Genomic DNA, 17725 nt, shown 5'->3' with positions numbered 1-17725 from the left:
CATCCGGGATGTTGCTGCCTCCCGCATGCCGGAGGCAGCAACATCCCGGATGTTGCGCGGATCTTCCTCGCCTGTCGCCCAGCGCGGGCGCGGGGCGCGCGGGCGCGGCGGTGCGCGGGTGCGGGGCGCGGGGCGGTGGGGGGCGGCGGTGCGGGGCGCGCGGGTGCGGGGCGGTGGGGCGCGGCGGTGCGGGGCGCGGCGGTGCGGGGCGCGGCGGTGCGGGGCGCGTGGGGCGCGGCGGAGCGGGGGCGCGTGGGGCGGGGCGGAGCGGGGGCGCGTGGGGCGGGAGGTCAGGGCAGGTTGAACAGCGCGGCGGCGTTGTCCCAGCAGACCGCGCGCAGCCAGTCGTCGCCCAGGTCGAGTCGCGCCAGGCCGGTCAGTTGGTCGGCGTACGGGTAGGGGATGTTGGGGAAGTCGCTGCCCAGCAGCACCTTGCCGGCCAGCCCCAACTCACGCAACCGGGGCCGTTCCTCGGCGGGGAAGGGAACGACCTGCTCGAAGAACGGCGTGAGGGCCATCGTGGTGTCCAACCGAACCCGTTCGTACGTCTCGGCGAGGTCCAGGAAGGCCCGGTAGTCCGGGGCGCCGAGGTGTGCGACCACCGCGCTCAGCCGGGGGTGGCGGGCGAGCAGTGCGGCGAACGGGTCCGGGCCGGTGTGCGCGGTCCCCACCGGGGCGTGCCCGGCGTGCACCACGACCGGTACGCCCGCGTCGGACAGCGTCCCCCACACCTGGTCCAGCGCGGGGTCGGTGGGCGAGAAGCCGCCGACCTGCAGGTGCACCTTGAACAGTCGGGCCCCGTCGGTCAGGGCCGCCTCCACGTACTCGGCGACGTCCGGTTCGGGGAAGAAGGTGGCCGAGGGGAGACAACCCGGGGTGGTCCGGGCGAAGTTCAGCGTCCACCGGTTGAGGTCTGCCGCCATGGCCGGCCGGTGCGCGTACGCCAACGCGCTGAACGCCCGCACCCCGAGGCGGCGCAGGTGCCCGACCCGCTCGGCGTCGCTCCACCGGTAGCGGATCGGCCACTCGACGCCGACCAGCGGCCCGGCCGCGTCGAAGTACTCCCAGATGCGGCGCAGCAGGCGCGGCGGCAGGAAGTGCACGTGCACGTCGGCGAGACCGGGCAGGCCGAGCGCGTGCCAGAACTCGGGCACGCGCTCGTCCTCGGCCGGTGGCAGCTCCGCCGCCGGGTCGGTCATATCTCGATGTCGAACCGGCTCAGAACCGACGGCGCGACCAGGCCGAGGGTCGCGAGCGCCGAGATGACGGTCAGGGCGATGCGCATCCCGACCACCTCGGCCTTGCTGCCGACCCGCAGGGCGATCTTGTTCGGCAGGCCGATCATCGTCCACATGCGGCGCTTGATCGGGATCGGCCAGAGGATCGGCACTCCGGCTCGGGTGATCATGTCGCCGAGGATGTGTACGAAGCAACCCACCCCCAGCGCCGTGCCGATCAGCGGATAACCGCGACCACCGGGGAGGTTGGCGAAGGTGAACCAGGCCGCCCCGGCCGAGGCGAGGGTGATGATGACCCAGCCGGCGCGCTCCGCCCACTCGTCGAACAGTCCGCGCAGCGCGAGGCCGAACATGAAGAACAGGATGGTGATGACCGCCCACTTGCCGTACGCGGCGCAGAGCGCGGTGGTGCCCCAGCCCACCAGCACCGTGAACGGCAGCGTGTGGGTCAGCGTCCGGTGGCCGTTGTTGCGGCGGGGGTCCTTGCTGAGCTTGGTGGCGTAGTAGACCCCGAGCGAGATCTTCTCCATCACCTCGGCGGCGAAGAGCGAGAAGACCCCGAAGGTACGGGCGACGGTGGCCCCACCCTGGTTCCTGGTCACCTTGCCCGACATGTCGAGGTCCGGAAAGAGCGCGCCACCGGCGCACACAGCGGTGCCCACCGCCAACGCGAGCGGCGACTGGTGGTAGTCGGCGAACTGCTGCAACGCCCAGGACCCGGCCAACCACACCGCCGCGCCGGACAGCGCGTGCTGCGGACCCATCATCTCGGCTCACCCTCCCCAGGGATCTTGAGCGCCCAAAACTACGCCACTGTAGTCAGCGTGGACGTCGCAGGGGCATCACCCGGAAGGTCCACATCGGACACTGTCAGAGGGCGGGGGTGAAGCTCTGCCGGATCATCGGCAAGTATGCCGCGTTGACCTGCCAGTCGAACTCTTTTGTCAACCACGAGACGGTGTAGGAACGCTCGGCCGAGGTGTTGGCCAGCAACCGGAAGCTGTGCACCTGCTCACCGGCGGCGTTCTCCCAGCCGCACTCCCAGACGGCGCCGCCCTCGAAGATGTCCATCGCGGAGATGTCCACCTTGCGGTACGCCGGCAGCAGCCCGTCGCCGCTGGTGAGTCGCGCCTCCTCATCCCTCCAGTACGCCACCGGGTCGGGTCGCGCCGGCCCCGACTCGACACTGAGCACCCGGGCCCCGCCCGGCTCCCGGAAGCAGGTCGCCGACCCCTCGGTCCAGCGCGCCCAACCGACCGGTGCGGCGATCCGGAAACCGGTCGGGTCGTCGTGCCAGGTCCAGCCTTCGCGCAGCCGGTACCGGGCCTCGGCGGGTGGCGCGACCGAGGCCACCGGAGTCGACGTGGGCGGCGCCGGTGGAGGTGCCGCACAGGCGAACGCGGCCGGTCGGGGGGTGGCCACGCCTCCACCGGAGCCGGACGGTGGCGTCCGGTCGTCGTGGCGGTTGACCAGGGCAACCGCGACACCTCCGGCGACGAGCAGCGCGGTGGCCGCACCCCCCAGGGCGAGCAGGCGCCGCCGTGCTCGGCGGGGGTGACTCGTGGGCCGGGCCGTCGTCGCGGGGTCGAGGTAGCCGGGCACGTCCACCGGGGCGGGTGCCTGGACGCGACCCGCGCTGCGTACCGCCGCCACCGCCGAGGACAGCGGTGGCCCGGCGGGCTGGTCGTGCTGCGCCGCCGCCTGGTGCAGCAGCGACTCCGCCTCCGCGGCGGTCAACCGCCGCCACGGATCGCGCTGCAACAGGCCGACGAGGACGGGACGCAGCGGCCCGGCCCGGCGCATCGGGTCCGGCGGCTCGGTGGCCAGCGCGCTCAGCGTCGCCATCGCGCTGGACCGGGCGTACGGTGACTGCCCCTCGACCGTCGCGTAGAGCGTCGCGCCCAACGACCACAGGTCGGTGCGCTGATCCGACACGCCGTCGCGGGCCCGTTCCGGGGCCACGAACTGTGGTGAGCCGAGCACCGTGCCGGGCCCGGTCATCGCCCCTTCGCCACCGTCGAAGGTGGCCAACCCGAAGTCGGTGAGCACCACCCGACCGTCGTCGGCGACCAGCACGTTGTGGGGCTTCACGTCGCGGTGCAGCACCCCGGCGGTGTGGGCGGCCCGCAACGCGGCGAGCACCGCCAGCCCGATCCGCGCGGTGCGCTGCGGGCTCAGCGGCCCCTCGGCGCCGATGATCTGCTGCACCGACCGGGACGGGACGTACTCCATCACGATCCAGGGGCTCTCCCGGTCGTGCACGACGTCGTAGATGCGGACCACGTTGGGGTGGTTGAGCCGGGCGGCGGTGCGGGCCTCGCGCAGGGTCCGCAGCCGTAGCTCCTCGCGTTCGGACTCGGCCAGCCAGGACGGCGGCACGATCTCCTTCACCGCCACGTCACGATGCAGCATCTCGTCGCGAGCAAGCCACACCCGGCCCATTCCGCCGGTGCCGACCAGGTCGAGCAGCCGGTACCGACCCGCGATCAGCAACTGCTGCACGGTCGCTCCCCCTCGGTCACCCCGAGTTACACGATAGCCACCGTGGCGGCATTTCTCATCCGCTGAGCGGCCTCGATCCACGCCGGACGGTAGTCCGGATCATGACCATACGGTGCAGGTCAGGGGGGTGGTCGGAAACTCTTTCGGAGGTTTTCCCCGTCGGCTGCGGCCCCGGCCCAGTCCTCGTCGTGGGCGATCCAGCCGAGGGCCCAGCGGCCGGCCCCGACGACCTGATGCCGAGCGTGCAACCACGGGCCGTTGAAGGGAGCCGTCCACCGGCACTCCCACTCCGCCCCGTCGTCGGTCCCGGCGAGCCGGATCTCGTCGTACCCCGGAAGTGCCCCCGCCGAGATCGCCGTGTCGCGCGCCGCGCGCAGCCGGGCCAGCGGGTCGGCGCTGTCGCCCCCGGCGACGCTGAAGGCCCGGCCGGTCGCCGGGTCCTGGAAGCAGGCCACCCCACCGTCGCGGGAGTAGTACCAGGTCGCCGGTACGGAGACCCGGAAGCCGCTGCTGTCGGCGTGCCAGACCCAGCCGGGCGGCGGCCGGAACGACTCGCCCGGGGTCGGCGTGCCGGCCTGCACCGGCCTGCCGACGACATGCGGACGGACACACGCGAACGGTGGCGGAGGGACGTTCCGGCCACCGGGTGGGGGACCGGGCCGATCGAGGCCGGGGTCGAAGGGTCCGCCCGGGCCGCCACCGTCGGGCGGACCGTTCTGCGGCTGTTGCGAGGACCATCCGCCGGTGTCGCCGGGCTTGTCGTCGGTGAGGGTCAGCGCGGTGCCGACGCCGGCGGCCGCGGCCACCAGCAGCGCCACGCCGACCAACGCCAACCGAGCGGTGGTACGCCTCCCGCCCGCACGCCCCGAGGTCGGCGCGTGGGTGGTGGGGTCGCCCGGGCGGGGGCTCGGGTCGGCGGGCGGATCGGGCAGCGGAACGGTGGGGTCCTGCTCGTCGCCGCCCTGCGCGACGGCGGGCACCCGCACCAGGCCCGGAGTGGGCCGGTCCGGCGTCGACTGTGGGTCGGACACGGGCGGTGGTTCGGGGCGGCCGGTCGCCGCGGCGGTGAGCAACCGGCGGGCCGTGTCGTGGTCGAGGCGGTCGCGCGGGTCGCGGCGCAACAACCCGTCGAGCACCGGCGCGAGCCGCCCGGCGTGCGGTGCCGGGTCCGGTGGCCCGGCGGCCAGTGCGCTCAGGGTCGCCATCGCCGTGCTGCGGGCGTACGGGGAGCGGCCCTCCACCGCGGCGTGCAGTGTCGCGCCGAGCGACCACAGGTCGGCGGCGACCGTGGACACCCCCTCGGCGGCGCGTTCGGGGGCGACGTACTGCGGGGACCCGAGGACCATGCCGGGGCGGGTCATCACACCGTCACCACCGTCGAAGGTGGCCAGCCCGAAGTCGGTGAGCATCACCCGCCCGTCGTGCGCCACGAGGACGTTCTGCGGTTTGATGTCGCGGTGCAGCACCCCGGCGGTGTGCGCGGCGTGCAGCGCGTCGAGCACCGCCAGCCCGATCCGGGCCGCCCGGGCCGGCTCCAACGGCCCTTCCGCGTCCAGTACGTCCTGCAGGGTGCGCGACGGGACGTACTCCATCACGATCCACGGGCTGCCCTCGACCGGGACGACGTCGTAGAGCCGGACCACGGCGGGGTGGTTGAGCCGGGCGGCGGCGCGCGCCTCCCGCAGGGTGCGCGAGCGCAGCTCGTCCCGCTCGTGGTCGGCCAGCCAACTCGGGGGGACGATCTCCTTGACCGCGACCTCACGGTGCAGCATCTCGTCGTGGGCGCGCCACACCCGCCCCATTCCCCCACGACCGACCAGGTCGAGCAGCCGGTACCGACCAGCGATCAGCACCTGCGCACACTCCTCCTCAGCCGCTGTCCGGGCTACACCCTAACCAGCGGATCGGAAGCCACCTATAGCTCGTCTGACGTATCTCAGCACGCGGCGGGGTCGAGGCGGGCGAGCAGATTGCCCTCCGGAATCGCGATCCGGGGTTTCCCACCGGCCAGTCGGGCGGCGGCCCGGCGGGCCTGTGTCGGGCCGTGTTCGCGTCGGGCGGCGGTGTAACTCGCGGCGGTACGGGCGGCGATGCTCGCCCAGCCGTACCGCTGGCCGACCATGGTGCGGGCCCGGCGCGCGACCCGCCGGGCGAAGATCTCGTCACCGAGCAGTTGACCGACCGCCCCGGCGAGGGCGTCCGGGTCGCTGTGCGGGAACGTCACCCCGGTGACGCCGGGCTCGACGATCTCGGCGAGCCCGCCGGTACGGGCCACCGCGAGGGGCGCACCGGCGGCCGCCGCCTCCAGCGCCACCATGCCGAACGGCTCGTAGAGGCTGGGCACCACCGTCGCGTCGGTGGCCCCGAGCATCGCCGGCAGTTGGGTGGAGTCGAGGAAGCCGGTGAACCGTACCGTCGAACTGAGCGCCAGCCGCCGGGCCTCGGCCTCCAGGTCGGCGCGGTAGGGGCCGTCCCCGGCGATCACCACGCGCAGCCCCGGGTGCTCCTTGCGCAGCCGGGGCACCGCGTGCACCAGGTGCTGGACGCCCTTCTCGTAGACCAGTCGCCCGGCGTACCCGACCAGCGGGCCGTCTCCGGCGAAGCGCGCGCGGGCCGACGCGACCGCCCGTGGGCGGGCCCGCCAGGCACGGTCGTCGACCCCGTTGGGCACCACGTCCACCTGCGCCGCCGGCACGTCGAACAGCGTCGTCACCTGCTCCCGCATGTAACCCGAGCAGGTGATCACCCGGATGGAGGAGCCGCTGAGCCAGTGCTCCACGCCGTGGATGGTGCGGTTCATCTCCTCCGGCAGCCAGCCCTGGTGCCGGCCGGCCTCGGTGGCGTGGATGGTGGTGACCAGGGGCAGGTCCAGGTGCTCGGCCACTGTGATGGCGGTGTGCGCGACGAGCCAGTCGTGGGCGTGGACGACGTCGTACGAACCGGCCTCGGTGGCGCGCAGCGCGGCGCGGGTGAGGGTGTGGTTGAAGGCCATGGTCCAGGCCAGCAGGGAACCGGTGGCGAGGGGGAAGGTGACCGGGTCCTCGGGGGCGCGCAGGATGCGCACGCCGTCGGCGTACTCCTCCAGGGGTGCGCCCTCGGAGTGGCGGGTGACGACGGTGACCTCGTGGCCGGCGGCGGCCACTGCGACCGACAGGGCGTGCACGTGCCGACCGAGACCGCCGACGAGCACCGGCGGGTACTCCCAGGAGAGCATCAACACCCGCAGTCGCCGGGCGGGGTGGATGTCGATCACGTGGGCGTCGGGTGACATGCGGCCCCCTTTGAGTTGTCCCCGGGCGCGCGCCGACCGACACCGGAGCCCGGTGTCGCCGTCGCGTCTGGATCGGGGCCAATCCTGCCGGGACCGAGATAACCAGCGGAGACACCGCCGTTGCGGTCGTGTAAAGCGCTACTGGCCCTTTCGGCGCACTCGCAGCAACTCGGCCACCGACCACGCCTGGAATGGGCAGCCGGTCGCGGAGTGCGGCGCGAGACCGTCGGCCGTCTCGCTTACCGATCCTAGCCCATATTCGGTCAGATGGGCCTCGATACCAACGAAAACGTCATCGACCGACATCTTGCCCCGGCGGCAGGCGTCCACGTACGGCCCGAGCAGCCACGGCCAGACCGTGCCCTGGTGGTAGCCACCGTCGCGTTCGGCGGGACCACCCCGGTGGCGGCCCACGAACTCCGTCGAATCCGGGGCGAGGCTGCGTGGCCCGAGCGGGGTGAGCAGCCCGTCACCGATGCGCCGCAACGTCGTCTCGTCCGGCTCCATCGGCGCGTACGGCAGCGACCAGGCCAGCAGTTGGTTGGGGCGCAGCGCGTCGTCGTCGTGCAGGGCGGCCCCGCCCAGCGGGTACGCCGGCGCGGGCGCGTCCAGCACGTCGTGCAGCCAACCGGTGGGCGCGGGGAACCGCTCCCGGAACGAGGCGACGGCCTGGCCGTGCCGTCGCCACAGCTCGTCCGCCTCCTGCCCGGCCAACTCGGCCAACTCCGCGAACCCGGCCAAGCCGTTGATCCACAACGCGTTGACCTCGACCGGCTTGCCGGTACGCGGGGTGACCGGCACCCCGTACACGCGGGCGTCCATCCAGGTCAGCGCGGTGCCGGGGGCACCCTGGTTGAGCAACCCGTCGGCCGGGTCGACGGAGATCCCGTACCGGGTGCCGGCCACGTGGGCGTCGACCACCGACCGCAACGCGGGCAGCAGCTCGTCACCCAGGTCGGTGTCACCCGTGACGGTGACGTGCCGACTCACCGCGTGCAGGAACCAGAGCGTGCCGTCGACGGTGTTGTACTCCACCCGACCGGTGTCGGCCGTGTTGGCGAGCATCCCCTCGGACAACGTCGCCGCGTACGCCCGCAGCAGCTCCCGCCCCTCGTCGGCGCGACCCGTGCAGAGGAACAACCCCTCGTAGGAGATCATCGTGTCCCGGGACCAGGCCCCGAACCACGGGTACCCGGCCACCACGTCGACGGCCCGCCCGCCGGGGCGGACCACGAACGCGTCCGCGGCCAGCGTGAGCGTCGCCTCGACCGGGTCCGCCGGCTTCGCCGCCGCCACCACCCGCCGGTTGCGCCGTCGGGCCGTCTCGACGATCTCGGTGGCCGGTGGCGGCTCCTCGTCGAGTCGACCCGCCCACGCCCGCACCGACACCGTGTCGCCGGGGCGTTCCAGGGTGCCGGCGAACCGCCCCGCGTACCACAGGTCCTCGTCCGGATTCAGGCCCCGGTTGGCCTCCTCCCGGTGGTGTACGCCCAGCCACCACTGCCCCTCGGGTGACCAGCCCGGCCCGGACAGCCGGTACGCGCCCTCCACCACCGCGCCGTCGGCCACCGTCTCGACCTGCGGAACCGGGCCGTCGGCCCGCCGTTCGCCGTGCGCGTCACGCCAGGTGCAGGCCGCCGACAGCTCCAGCCGGACGGGCCCGCCGGCGACCAACCGGTGCACCACCGACACGCAGGAACGGCCGGGCAGCATGGCCACCTCCCGCTCGATCACCACGCCGCCGATCCGCCAGCGCCACCGGGGCAGCCCGTCGACCAGGTCGAAGCGCTCCAACAACTCGAAACCACGCGGGTCCACGTCACCGGAGGACCACTCGTGCGCGCCGAGGCGCACCCGCGCGCCGGACGGCAGTGTGACCGCCGGGTCGAGGCTGACCAGTCCCACTTGACGGGACGCCGGAGTTTCGCCGGGAACCACCAGCAGACCGTGGTAGCGGCGCGTCCGGAGCCCGCCGACAGTGCCCATCGCATATCCGCCGAGACCGTCGGGGACCAGCCACTCCCGGCTCGTGGCGCTGGTCAGATCGCCGCAGACCTGGGGGCCGAAGCGCATGTCGATCAACTTTCCTCCACCTGCGACGGGGTGTAACACGCCACGACGAGAATGGCCGCTGTGGTCAAGTACCGCGGCGACGTCAAAGATGTGCACGTGATCACTGACGGATCGTCCTCCGACGCCTCGCCACCCGACGCTGAGCAGCTCCGGCTCGCCCAGGCCGACTCGGGGGAGCAGGACTGGCGTGCATGGGGTCCCTATCTGTCCGAACGGGCGTGGGGGACGGTACGGGAGGACTACAGCGAGCACGGTACGGCCTGGGACTACTTCCCGCACGACCACGCGCGGTCCAGAGCCTACCGGTGGAACGAAGACGGAATGGCCGGCGTCTGTGACGACCGGCAGACCTTCGCCTTCGCCCTCGCGCTCTGGAACGGCAAGGACCCGATCCTCAAGGAGCGGATGTTCGGCCTCGGCGGCGACGGCGGCAACCACGGCGAGGACGCCAAGGAGTACTGGTGGTACCTCGACAGCACCCCGACGCACTCCTGGATGCGCTGGCGCTACCACTACCCCCAGGCCGCCTTCCCGTACGACGAACTCGTCGCGGTGAACGCGTTGCGCGGCCGCGACGACACCGAGTACGAGCTGGTGGACACCGGGATCTTCGACGACGACAGGTACTGGGCGGTGACCGTCGACTACGCCAAGGCGTCCCCCACCGACCTCTGCATGGTGGTGACCGTCGCCAACCGGGGCGACCGGGCGGCGACCCTGCACGTGCTGCCGACCCTGTGGTTCCGCAACACCTGGGCGTGGGGCCTGCCCGGCGGTGACCGGATCCCCCGCATCACCGGTCAGGGCACCCGGCTCGTCGGCGAACACCGGGTGCTCGGCCAGCTGCTGCTGGAGGGCGACGGTGGCCCGGTGCCGCTGCTCTGCGACAACGACACCAACGCCGAACGTCTCTGGGGCCTACCCGGGCGCTCGAAATATCCCAAGGACGGCATCAACGACCACGTCGTCAACGGCGCGGCCACCGTCAACCCCGACCGGGAGGGCACCAAGGGCGCGCTGCACTACGTGCTCGACGTCCCGGCCGGCGGGCAGCGCCAGATCCGGCTGCGACTGACCCGCACCGCGTCGCCCCCGGCCGCCGCGCCGCCGCCCCCGGCCGACCTCAGCGCCGGCTTCGAGGCCGTGGTGTGGGCGCGGCGGGCCGAGGCGAACCGCTTCTTCGCCGGGATCATCCCACCGGCCGCCACCCCCGACGAGGCGTTGGTGGCCCGGCAGGCCATCGCCGGGCTGATGTGGGGCAAGCAGTTCTACCACTTCGACGTCAAACGCTGGCTCGACGGCGACCCCGGCTCCACCCCACCGGCCGGTCGCCGTCACGGGCGCAACAGCGCCTGGTGGCACATGACCAGCTTCGACGTCATCTCCATGCCCGATCCCTGGGAATACCCGTGGTACGCGGCCTGGGACCTGGCCTTCCACTGCGTGAGCATCGCCCGGGTCGACCCGGGCTTCGCCAAGGAGCAACTGCTGCTCCTGCTCCGCGAGTGGTACCTGCACCCCAACGGGCAGATCCCGGCGTACGAGTGGGCGTTCGGCGACGTGAACCCGCCGGTGCACGCCTGGGCGGCGCTGAAGGTGTTCGAGATCGACGGCGGGCGGGACTACGAGTTCCTGGCCCGGGTGATGCACAAGCTGCTGCTCAACTTCACCTGGTGGGTCAACCGCAAGGACACCGGCGGCAACAACGTCTTCGAGGGCGGCTTCCTCGGGCTGGACAACGTGGGGCCGTTCGACCGTTCGGCGGCGCTGCCGGTGGCGGGTGTGCTGGAGCAGTCCGACGGCACCGGCTGGATGGGCATGTACGCGCTCAACCTGCTGGACATGGCCATCGTGCTCGCCGAACACGACCGGACCTGGGTGGACACCGCCACCAAGTTCTTCGAGCACTTCGCGTACATCGCCGCCGCCGCGTACGAGCAGGGGCTGTGGGACGACGAGGACGCGTTCTTCTACGACGTGCTGCGCCTCGCCGACGGCACGAAGGTGCCGCTGAAGGTCCGTTCCGTCGTCGGGCTGCTGCCGTTGGCCGCCACCACCCGGCTCACCGCGAAGACCCTGCACCGCCTACCGGAGTTGGGCGCCCGGTTGCGCTGGTTCCTCACCAACCGCCCGGAGTACGCCCAGGTGATCGGCACCCGACGCCTGGGCCCGGACGGCCGGCAGCAGCGGCTGCTCTCCATGGTCGGCCCGGAACAGGTGGTCCGGCTCCTCGCCCGGATGCTCGACCCCGACGAGTTCCTCTCCGACTTCGGCCTGCGGACGCTGTCCCGCGCGCACCTGGACAAACCGTTCTCGGTCACCCTCGGCGGGCAGGAGTTCTCCGTCGGCTACGAGCCGGCCGAGTCGACCAGCGGATTGTTCGGGGGCAACTCGAACTGGCGTGGGCCGATCTGGATGCCGACGAACTTCCTGCTGATCAGCGCGCTACGCGACTACGCGGCGTTCTTCGGCGACGACCTGCAGGTGGAGTACCCGACCCGCTCCGGCGTGAAGCGCACCCTGGACGAGATCGCCGACGACCTCTCCGCCCGGCTGATCGCGTTGTTCACGCAGGACGACTGGGGTCGCCGACCGATCTACGGGGCGGCGCAGATGTTCCAGACCCACCCGGACTGGCGCGACCTGATCGCCTTCCCCGAGTACTTCCACGGCGACAACGGCGCCGGCCTGGGCGCCTGGCACCAGACCGGCTGGACCGCCCTGGTGGCCGACCTGATCCTCACGTTGCGCCGCTGACGCCCCCACATCCCACCCCGGCCACTCCCTCTCCCGCCCGGCCCTTGCCCGGGCCTGCCCTCGCCCGGGCCCGGCCTTGCCCGGGTCTGCCCTTGCCCGGGTCTGCCCTTGCCCGGGCCCGGCCTTGCCCGGGCCCGGCCCGGGGGCCTCGCCCCGGGTGGGCCTCGCCCCGGGTGGGCCTCGCCCCGGGTGGGCCTCGCCCCGGGTGGGCCTCGCCCCGCCCAAGATCCGCGCAACATCGGTGATGTTGCTGCCTCCGACGTCCGTGAGACAGCAACATCACCGAAAGTGCGCGGATCTTGCGGCTGGAGAGCGGCATGATCGCGCTCGATCCTTGTTGTAGTGGTGTCGACCGGAGCAGGAGGCCACTACATCCCGGATCGAGCACGATCATGCCGGGGCGCGGGGCGCGGGGCGCGGGGCGCGGGGCGCGGGGCGCGGGGCGCGGGGCGCGGGGCGCGTTGTCGGTGGTGCGGCTGGGCGCTGGGGCTCGAGGTGCCGTCGTGTGGTGCATTCACTAGCGTGAGTGTGCATGGGGGAGTCGGTGCGGCCGGTGGGCGAGACGGTCGTTCTCGGGCAGTCGCGGGTCTGGCCCGCCGTGGCGATACCGGGAGCGTTCCTGGCCGCGATGATCGTGGTCGGGGTGCTCTTCGAACTGCTCAACTGGACGGCGCTGCTGTTCGGTTTCGCGTCGGTCGCCATCGCGTTCACCCGCTGGCAGAACGCGGTGCTCGCGGACGACGTCGGGCTGCTGATCCGCGATCGTCAGGGCCTACGCCGCTCGTACGCCTGGACGGAGATCGAGCGGATGGGCTGGGTGGACGCGGGAATGTGGGGCAGCACCCTGGCGGTCTATCCCCGAGGCGGCCCGTACGACGTGCCGGGGCCCAACTCGTCGACGAACGTGGGACGCATCTGGCGGCCCCGGCGGCGCCATCTCGCCGACCCGATGCCCGCGCTGCTCAAGACTCACGGCATCAAGGCGCTGTGGGACGGCTGATTCCCGAGCCGCCGGGGCACGTCAGCCGTCTGCCTCCGCCTGCCTGGCTTTCCATCGGCGACGGCGGACTGCCGCGACGGCGACGGCCAGGGCGAGGAGCAGTGCGACGACACCTTTCCACGCCCGCTCGACCCACGGTCGATCGTCGCCGAACGCCGCCTCGCCGGCCGTCATCAGCCACAGGCCCACCCACGCCCACTGCCAGCCGCGCGGCCGGGAGAACGTCTCGGGCCGGTCGGAGAACACACTGACGAACATGAATCCGGCCCAGACGACGAGAAGCACCGGCATCACGACGCGTGTGACGACCTCCCACGGGGGCATCGACAGATCATCACATCCGGTCAGCCTCCGAAGGGCTCGGGCCAGAGGCGACCCCACGCCACGAAGGCGGCCACCGCCAGGTAGGTCAGGTTCAGCACGATGAACTTCGCCTCGCCGTAGCGCAGGTGGGTGATCATCGCCCCGACCATCAGCAGGATCCAGCAGAGGGCGGTGACCGGCACCAGCACCGGTGCGATGTCGAGCACGGCGGGCAGGATCAGGCCGACCGCGGCCAGGATTTCGAGGATCCCGAGGGTCTTGACGAAGCCCACGCTGGCGTCGGCGGTCCACCCGCCGCCGTTGGTAGCGGCCAACTTCTCCTTGGGTACGAACGTCTTGGTGACGCCGCCGGCCAGGGCGACTGCGGCCAACAGTCCGGCCGCGATCCACAGTGCCAGGTTCATGGGGTTCCTTCCGTCTCGGGTCGACCACGAGACACCGCCGACCCGCTCGCTGTGACAGGGGTGCCGGGGTGACGCGGCCCACGCCTGCCCGGTGTCACAGACGGCGCGGGACCGGTGTCTCGTGGGCGATGCCATCGGGATCGACGAGACTGGAGCCAGATGTGGTCGGCACATTCCGGACCTGGGGAGCGAAGCCATGACCGAGGACGGCCGGGCGGGCCCCGCCGTCGACGCGTTCGTCACCCACCGGAACCTGCTCTTCACCGTCGCCTACGAGATGCTCGGATCGGCCGCCGACGCTGAGGACGTACTCCAGGAGACCTGGCTGCGGTGGGCGGACGCGGATCTCGCGGCGGTGCGGGACCAGCGCGCCTACCTGGTCCGGATCACCACCCGCCAGTCGCTCAACCGGCTGCGGGCGGTCGGCCGGCGGCGGGAGTCGTACGTCGGCTCCTGGTTGCCCGAGCCGTTGCTGACCGCGCCCGACGTCGCCGACGATGTCGAACTCGCCGAGAGTGTCTCGATGGCGATGCTGCTGGTGTTGGAGACCCTAGCGCCGACCGAGCGGGCGGTGTTCGTCCTTCGTGAGGTGTTCGACCTCGGCTACGACGAGATCGCCGAAGCGGTCGACAAGAGTGCGGCCGCCGTCCGCCAGATCGCCCATCGGGCCCGGGCGCACGTCGCCGCACGTCGACCTCGCGGGACGGTTTCCCCGGCCGAGACCCGGCGTGCGCTCGACGCGTTCCAGCGGGCCGTCGAGACCGGCGACGTGCAGGGCCTGCTCGACGTCCTCGCACCGGACGCCGTGTTGCTGGGCGACGGTGGCGGAATCAGACAGGCGGTGCTACGGCCGGTCGTCGGGGCCGACAAGGTGGCCCGGCTGCTGGCCAGCACGAAGGCCCGGGCCGCTGCCATGTCGTTGCGACCGGCCCAGGTCAACGGCTACCCGGCGCTGGTGCTCCGATTCGACGGCGAGATCGACACGGTGGTCGCGCTGCGCATCGACGACGGTCTGGTCAGCGCGCTCTACGCCGTACGTAATCCGGAGAAGCTGTCGCACATGCGGCGGGAGACGACCCTGTCCCGCTGAAGATCGTTGTCTAGAACGGCGGTGTCGGTGTCTCCGGTGGGTGCCGGCGGGAGCGTCGTGCGTCCGCCCCCGCGACGCCGAGCAGCACCACGGCGGCGGCCGCCCCGGCGGTGAGCGGTTCGAGGTGCACGGCGACCGGCGCGAGCAGGCCGAGCGCGAGGAGGCCGGCCAGCCGGGAGCGGGAGACCCGGGCGAACACCTGGTATTCGAGGGCCGATCGTCCGGCGAGGAAGAGCGCCGGACCGCCGAGGATGGCGATGAGCCAGGCCGCCGGGAGGTGCCCGAGGGGTTCGGTGATGAACAGTTCGAAGCCGACGCCGGTCAGCACGATCCCCGCGATCATGACCATGTGGGCGAACGCCAAGTCGGTCGCGAGCCGGGCCGGGTCGCGGGAGCGGTCGACGGCCGTGCCCAGTAGCCCGCCCGCCACGTGGAAGTAGATCCGCCAGAGCAGGACGGTGCTCGCCAACGCCAGGACGAACCCGCCCGTCTGGTCGGTGTGGAACTCGCTGCCGCTGAACGCCAGGCCGATGACGAAGATCGCCTCGCCGAGAGCGATGAGGAGGAACTGTTGGTACCGCTCGGCCAGGTGCTCGGCCGCGATCATCTGGACGCCGAGTCGTTGCGCGCCGAGTCGGGGGGTCGGCCAGCCGAGGAACAGCCCGGTGTAGTCGATCAGCACGGCGAGGGTCCAGAGGGCCCCGCGGATTGTGCCGTCGTTGACCAGCCCGCCGACGACCCAGAGCGGCGCGCTCAAGCCGAACCAGAACAGGATCCGGATCGACTGTTGGGGGTCCGGTCGGCCGTGCCCGGCGAGGTGGAAGAACACCACTCGGCCGATCTGGAGGGTCACCAGGGTGATGGCGAAGAGTGAAGCCCGCGCGCCGAAGCCGTTCGGCACCGCGACGGCCATCGTCATGGCACCGACCAACGTCATGATGATGACGGTCTGGACGATCGGAGCGTCCGGGTCCAGCCAACTCGTCGACCAGACCGTCACCGACCAGACCGCCCACAGCGCCAGGAACAGCAGCAGGGCCTGGCCGAGACCCGCGAGCACGCCGCGTTGGCCGTCGGTGAAGTCGGCGATCAGCCGCGCGGAGATCCGGGTGAGGGCGAAGACGAAGACCAGGTCGAGGAAGAGTTCCAGGAAGGTGGCCCGCTGGCGGGTGGCTTCGCTGCGCAACAGTCCGCCGGGGGTATTCCTCATCGGCTCGCCACGCGCCGGTGTCGCCGAACGAGCACGTGCCCTCCCGTCGCGGTGATCTCCTCGCCTAACGAGCCAGGGGCCGCTGTGGCACGTGGGGGGAGGGGGCGCACCCACCACAACAGTCACCAATCTGTCACCAGGCGGCTACCGGAGGGGTCCGGGCTTACGCTCGTGGGCGTGCCCGGACCTGCCGAGAAGGCCACCGAACAGGACCGGCGTGACCTTCTCGTCACGGTCGCGCGGGAGTTGGCCGAGGCGGAGGGCTGGGCGGAAGTGAGCACCCGCCGGCTCGCCGAACGGGCCGAGATCGACATCGGCGACGTCTACCGACACTTCGCGGATCTGGAGGCGCTGCTCGCCGCCGTCGCGGTGTGCGCGTTCGCCGACCTGGCCGCCGATCTGGCGGAGGCGCACGCCGAAGCCGTGGACGGTCCCGACGGTGCCTGGTCGGCGGTCGCTACCGCGTACCTCGACTTCGCGTACACCAATCCGGAGGTCTACGACGCGATGCTCGCGCTGACCCCCGACCTGGCGCTCGGCGTGGATGGTGTGCCGGCCGCGCCGCGGGCGGTCTTCGCGGAGCTGAGGGCGGCTCTGAAACCCCTGGCCGAGGGGCGGGACCTGGACACCCTCGCCGAGGTGGGATGGAGCCTGCTGCACGGCGTGGTGATGCTCACCCGTGGTGGTCGGCTCCGGCCCGAGGGGCAGGAGGAGCGGGAGGCGCTGATCGCCGAACGACTGCTGCGATGGCCCTACCCGGCGAGCAGGAACTCGGTGGGGGTGACGGGCGACATGACCTAGAGTTCCGCACCGCATCAGCGTGATCGCGCGGGGGCGGCATGACAGCGGACGGCACGGCGGCGCGGCGGCAGGCGAAGGTGTTGATCTTCGATGCGGACGACACCCTGTGGGAGAACAACGTCGTCTTCGAGCGGGTGATCGACGACTTCCTGTCCTGGCTGGACCACCCCACCCTGGACCGGGCCGCGTTGCGCGCCGTCCTGGACGACATCGAGCGGGCCAACGCGGTGGCGCACGGGTACGGCAGCAAGGTGTTCCTGCGCAGCCTGGGGGAGTGCCTCGAACGGCTGCGCGCCCGGCCGGCCACCGAGACCGAGCGCCAGGAGATCGACCGGTTGGCGGTGGCGCTCGTGGAACACCGGGTGGAGCTGATGCCCGGTGTGGCCGAGGCGCTCGACGACCTGGCCAGCCGGCACGAGCTGCTGTTGCTGACCAAGGGCGACCGGGAGGAGCAGCAACGCAAGCTGGACGCCTGCGGGGTGCTGCACCACTTCCAGGCCGCGCACATCGTGCCCGAGAAGAACGCCGAGACGTACCGGTGGCTGGTCCGGGAGCACGGCTTCGACCCGTCCACCGCCTGGATGATCGGCAACTCCCCGAAGTCCGACATCCTGCCGGCGCGGGCCGCCGGGCTCAACGCGGTGTTCATCCCGAACGAGAACACCTGGGTGCTGGAGGAGGACGAGCTGGACCCGACCGACGGCGGCGTCCTGCGGCTGGCCGCGTTCCGCGACCTGCTCCGTCACTTCTGACGGCCACACCCGACGTCGGACCCCGGCCCGCGGCGGCCGAGCCGACGCGGCGACCCGAACAGCGCCGACGATCAGGGTCCCGTTACGGCGACATGCCGCTTTTTCAGCGTGGGATCAGTCATGCCGTCGGCGGCCCGCTTCGGCTTGTTCGCCCCGTCGGGGCCCCCTAGCCTGGGCCGGCGTCTTCTGGCTCTGGGGTTTTGCCGGGACGCGTCAGGCGTCCGGAGGGTGGGCACCGCGGAGCTGAGTGACCGCAGCCGGACGCCACGGTCAGGGCCGGGTAGTTGCGGACCCGGCCCTGAC

General features: G+C 72.1%; 14 protein-coding genes. 5 read left to right on the top strand and 9 right to left on the bottom strand.

Annotated elements, in window-relative coordinates; genetic code table 11:
• Nucleotides 1-290: 290 nt before the first annotated feature.
• The 6 genes from O7616_RS26050 to O7616_RS26025 all read right to left on the bottom strand — a co-directional run bounded on the left by O7616_RS26050 (nucleotide 291) and on the right by O7616_RS26025 (nucleotide 9093).
• Nucleotides 291-1199: an amidohydrolase family protein gene (locus O7616_RS26050; protein ID WP_282304427.1), complete on the bottom strand. Its 909-nt coding sequence runs from the start codon at nucleotides 1197-1199 to the stop codon at nucleotides 291-293.
• Nucleotides 1196-2005, bottom strand: coding sequence for a metal-dependent hydrolase (locus O7616_RS26045; protein WP_282304426.1), 810 nt, complete (start codon nucleotides 2003-2005; stop codon nucleotides 1196-1198). Before O7616_RS26045 ends, O7616_RS26050 begins: the two co-directional genes overlap by 4 nt.
• 103 nt (nucleotides 2006-2108) lie before the next feature.
• Nucleotides 2109-3740, bottom strand: a complete 1632-nt coding sequence (locus O7616_RS26040; protein ID WP_282304425.1) for a serine/threonine-protein kinase — start codon at nucleotides 3738-3740, stop codon at nucleotides 2109-2111.
• A gap of 119 nt (nucleotides 3741-3859) precedes the next feature.
• Nucleotides 3860-5593, bottom strand: coding sequence for a serine/threonine-protein kinase (locus tag O7616_RS26035; RefSeq protein WP_282304424.1), 1734 nt, complete (start codon nucleotides 5591-5593; stop codon nucleotides 3860-3862).
• An 83-nt stretch (nucleotides 5594-5676) separates the two neighbouring features.
• On the bottom strand, nucleotides 5677-7011 hold the full coding sequence (locus O7616_RS26030; RefSeq protein ID WP_282304423.1) for a glycosyltransferase family 4 protein: 1335 nt from the start codon (nucleotides 7009-7011) through the stop codon (nucleotides 5677-5679).
• A gap of 138 nt (nucleotides 7012-7149) precedes the next feature.
• On the bottom strand, nucleotides 7150-9093 hold the full coding sequence (locus tag O7616_RS26025) for an amylo-alpha-1,6-glucosidase (protein ID WP_282304422.1): 1944 nt from the start codon (nucleotides 9091-9093) through the stop codon (nucleotides 7150-7152).
• Nucleotides 9094-9135: 42 nt separating this feature from the next.
• On the opposite strand from O7616_RS26025, the gene O7616_RS26020 reads away from it, so the two are divergent.
• Both O7616_RS26020 and O7616_RS26015 read left to right on the top strand, forming a co-directional pair.
• The gene (locus O7616_RS26020; protein ID WP_282304421.1) at nucleotides 9136-11841 is read left to right on the top strand and encodes a glucosidase; all 2706 of its coding nucleotides are present in this window, start codon (nucleotides 9136-9138) and stop codon (nucleotides 11839-11841) included.
• 532 nt (nucleotides 11842-12373) lie between these two features.
• Nucleotides 12374-12841 (top strand): hypothetical protein, encoded by a 468-nt coding sequence (locus O7616_RS26015; RefSeq protein WP_282304420.1) that lies wholly within the window; start codon nucleotides 12374-12376, stop codon nucleotides 12839-12841.
• A gap of 21 nt (nucleotides 12842-12862) precedes the next feature.
• Here O7616_RS26015 and O7616_RS26010 read toward each other — a convergent pair whose 3' ends face one another.
• Nucleotides 12863-13165: a hypothetical protein gene (locus tag O7616_RS26010; RefSeq protein ID WP_282304419.1), complete on the bottom strand. Its 303-nt coding sequence runs from the start codon at nucleotides 13163-13165 to the stop codon at nucleotides 12863-12865.
• 20 nt (nucleotides 13166-13185) lie between these two features.
• Nucleotides 13186-13569, bottom strand: coding sequence for a DoxX family protein (locus O7616_RS26005; RefSeq protein ID WP_282304418.1), 384 nt, complete (start codon nucleotides 13567-13569; stop codon nucleotides 13186-13188).
• A 196-nt stretch (nucleotides 13570-13765) separates the two neighbouring features.
• On the opposite strand from O7616_RS26005, the gene O7616_RS26000 reads away from it, so the two are divergent.
• Nucleotides 13766-14659, top strand: coding sequence for an RNA polymerase sigma-70 factor (locus O7616_RS26000; RefSeq protein WP_282304417.1), 894 nt, complete (start codon nucleotides 13766-13768; stop codon nucleotides 14657-14659).
• Nucleotides 14660-14669: 10 nt separating this feature from the next.
• On the opposite strand, the gene O7616_RS25995 is transcribed toward O7616_RS26000, so the two are convergent.
• On the bottom strand, nucleotides 14670-15869 hold the full coding sequence (locus O7616_RS25995) for a low temperature requirement protein A (protein ID WP_282304416.1): 1200 nt from the start codon (nucleotides 15867-15869) through the stop codon (nucleotides 14670-14672).
• 177 nt (nucleotides 15870-16046) lie between these two features.
• On the opposite strand from O7616_RS25995, the gene O7616_RS25990 reads away from it, so the two are divergent.
• Together O7616_RS25990 and O7616_RS25985 are read left to right on the top strand one after the other, a co-directional pair.
• Nucleotides 16047-16670: a TetR/AcrR family transcriptional regulator gene (locus O7616_RS25990; protein WP_282304415.1), complete on the top strand. Its 624-nt coding sequence runs from the start codon at nucleotides 16047-16049 to the stop codon at nucleotides 16668-16670.
• A gap of 38 nt (nucleotides 16671-16708) precedes the next feature.
• A complete protein-coding gene (locus O7616_RS25985) occupies nucleotides 16709-17422 on the top strand; it encodes an HAD family hydrolase (protein ID WP_282304414.1) in 714 nt (237 codons plus the stop codon).
• The last annotated feature ends 303 nt before the right edge of the window (nucleotides 17423-17725 follow it).

Origin of the sequence: Micromonospora sp. WMMD964 (assembly GCF_029581455.1) — a bacterium.
Classification (GTDB): Bacteria; Actinomycetota; Actinomycetes; order Mycobacteriales; family Micromonosporaceae; genus Micromonospora.
This window is presented reverse-complemented; position numbering and strand designations above follow the sequence as displayed.

Excerpts from the sequence above, each read along its gene's own strand:
- O7616_RS25985 (WP_282304414.1), top strand. The coding sequence starts at position 16,709 with ATGACAGCGGACGGCACGGCGGCGCGGCGGCAGGCGAAGGTGTTGATC.
- O7616_RS26000 (WP_282304417.1), top strand. The coding sequence starts at position 13,766 with ATGACCGAGGACGGCCGGGCGGGCCCCGCCGTCGACGCGTTCGTCACC.
- O7616_RS26045 (WP_282304426.1), bottom strand. The coding sequence starts at position 2,005 with ATGATGGGTCCGCAGCACGCGCTGTCCGGCGCGGCGGTGTGGTTGGCC.
- O7616_RS26005 (WP_282304418.1), bottom strand. The coding sequence starts at position 13,569 with ATGAACCTGGCACTGTGGATCGCGGCCGGACTGTTGGCCGCAGTCGCC.
- O7616_RS26015 (WP_282304420.1), top strand. The coding sequence starts at position 12,374 with ATGGGGGAGTCGGTGCGGCCGGTGGGCGAGACGGTCGTTCTCGGGCAG.
- O7616_RS26030 (WP_282304423.1), bottom strand. The coding sequence starts at position 7,011 with ATGTCACCCGACGCCCACGTGATCGACATCCACCCCGCCCGGCGACTG.
- O7616_RS25995 (WP_282304416.1), bottom strand. The coding sequence starts at position 15,869 with ATGAGGAATACCCCCGGCGGACTGTTGCGCAGCGAAGCCACCCGCCAG.
- O7616_RS26050 (WP_282304427.1), bottom strand. The coding sequence starts at position 1,199 with ATGACCGACCCGGCGGCGGAGCTGCCACCGGCCGAGGACGAGCGCGTG.
- O7616_RS26020 (WP_282304421.1), top strand. The coding sequence starts at position 9,136 with ATGGCCGCTGTGGTCAAGTACCGCGGCGACGTCAAAGATGTGCACGTG.
- O7616_RS26010 (WP_282304419.1), bottom strand. The coding sequence starts at position 13,165 with ATGCCCCCGTGGGAGGTCGTCACACGCGTCGTGATGCCGGTGCTTCTC.